Origin of the sequence: Micromonospora sp. D75 (assembly GCF_018070405.1) — a bacterium.
Taxonomy (GTDB): Bacteria; Actinomycetota; Actinomycetes; order Mycobacteriales; family Micromonosporaceae; genus Micromonospora; species Micromonospora chalcea.
The window spans coordinates 1-1,643 of the sequence record NZ_JAGPXV010000918.1; the positions used below are offsets into that span (position 1 = coordinate 1).

Consider the following 1,643-nt stretch of genomic DNA (forward strand, 5'->3'; position numbering starts at 1 on the left):
GCGCGGCCTCCCGGTCGACGGTGACCGGGACGTCGCCGTCGAGCGCGCCGTCGCCGTCGAGCACCAGGCAGGCGCCGGTTGCCGGTTGCAGGAGGGTGGCGGCGACCACCTGGCCGTCGCCGTCGTCGCAGCCGATCGCCACCGCGATGCTCACCGCGTAGCGGCTCGCCCCGTGGCTGAAGTTCAGCGTGCCGTCGAGCGGGTCGACGATCCAGCGCAGGCCGGAGCAGCCGGCGCTGAGCCCGGACTCCTCGGCCAGGACGGCGTCCTGCGGCCGGTCGCGGGCGAGCAGGTCGAGGATGGCCCGTTCGCTGGCGTGGTCGGCGGTGGTCACCGGGTCCTGCGCCGCCCCGCCCTTGTGCATGGTCCGGAAACCCTGGCTCCGTGCCTCGCGGATCGCGTCCGCCCCGGCCCGCGCGGCGCGCAGGCTCAGGTGGCGCAGGTCGCCGGGAGCGGCGCCGATGCTCATCGCGCCACCTGCGCTTCCGCCGGTGCGGCGACCCGCGCGTAGTGGCCGTCCACGAACAGCAGCGGTGGGGTCGGCCGGAGCAGGCCGGCGGAGCGGACCGCGCCGATCAGCACGGCGTGGTCACCGGCCGGGTCGGCGGAGACGGCCTCGCAGCCGAAGTACGCCACCCCGTCGGTCAGGCGCGGGCAGCCGGTCGCCCGCTCCGCGTCGTAGGTGACACCGGTGAAGCCGTCGGCGCCGCTGGGCCGTCCCCGGCTGGCGAACCAGGCCGCCTCCGCGCGCTGGTCGTCGGCGAGCACCGTCACCGCGAAACGCCCGGTACGCCGGACCGCGCCGAGCAGCCGGCAGTCCCGCCGCAGGCAGACCAGCAGCATCCGGGGCGACAGCGACACGGTGGTGAAGGAGTTGACCGTCATGCCCACCGGGCCGTCGGGTCCGACGGCCGTCGCCACCGCCACTCCGGTGGCGAACCGCCCGGCCACCGAACGGAACGCCCCTTCCTGGTCGTGTCCGTCTCCTGTCCCGGTCATCGTCGTTCTCCTCTCGTCGCGCTGCCGACCAGGTCGGCGGTCCGGCGCCGGTCGGTCTTGCCGTTGGCGTTCGTGGGAAGCGCGGCCACGTGGTGGATCCGGGCCGGCACCATGTAGCCGGGCAGCCGGTCCGCGCACCGGCGGGTCAACTCGGCGGTGATCCCGGCGGCGCCGGTGTAGACGGCGCGCTGGGCGACGTGGGCGCCCGCGCCGAACGCCAGCACCACCGCGTCCTGCACCCCCGGGTGGCCGCGCAGCACCATTTCGATCTCGCCGAGTTCGATCCGGTAGCCGCGCAGCTTCACCTGGTCGTCCAGGCGGCCGTGGTGCACGAGCGTGCCGTGCTCGCGGCGGACCCGGTCCCCGGTGCGGTAGTACCGGCGACCGGCGTACGTGACGAACCGGTCCTCGTCGTCGGCCGGGTCGAGGTAGCCGTCGAACCGCTGCGGCCCGTGCACGCACAGCTCGCCGTCGTCACCGCCGACGGTGCCGTCCTCGCCGCGCAGGATCGCGTCGAGCCCGGGGTGCGCGTCACCGATCGGCACGGTGCCGTTCGAGGTGGCCGGCCAGTCCGCCGGATCCGCCGGCAGCCGGTGACCGGTGCAGGTCACGGTCAGCTCGGTGGGACCGTCGAGGTTCGCCAC

General features: G+C 75.3%; 2 protein-coding genes and 1 pseudogene. All 3 read right to left on the reverse strand.

Features of this window, described 5'->3' with window-relative positions:
- Positions 1–469 (reverse strand): inositol monophosphatase family protein (locus tag KBX39_RS30665; RefSeq protein WP_282102497.1); only part of this gene is annotated, 469 nt, incomplete at its 3' end.
- Complete coding sequence (locus KBX39_RS30670; RefSeq protein ID WP_166456006.1) at positions 466–999, reverse strand: flavin reductase family protein; 534 nt, start codon at positions 997–999, stop codon at positions 466–468. The genes KBX39_RS30665 and KBX39_RS30670, both read right to left, overlap by 4 nt.
- Positions 996–1,643: pseudogene (locus KBX39_RS30675) on the reverse strand (AMP-binding protein); the annotation flags it as partial. The pseudogene KBX39_RS30675 and the gene KBX39_RS30670, both read right to left, overlap by 4 nt.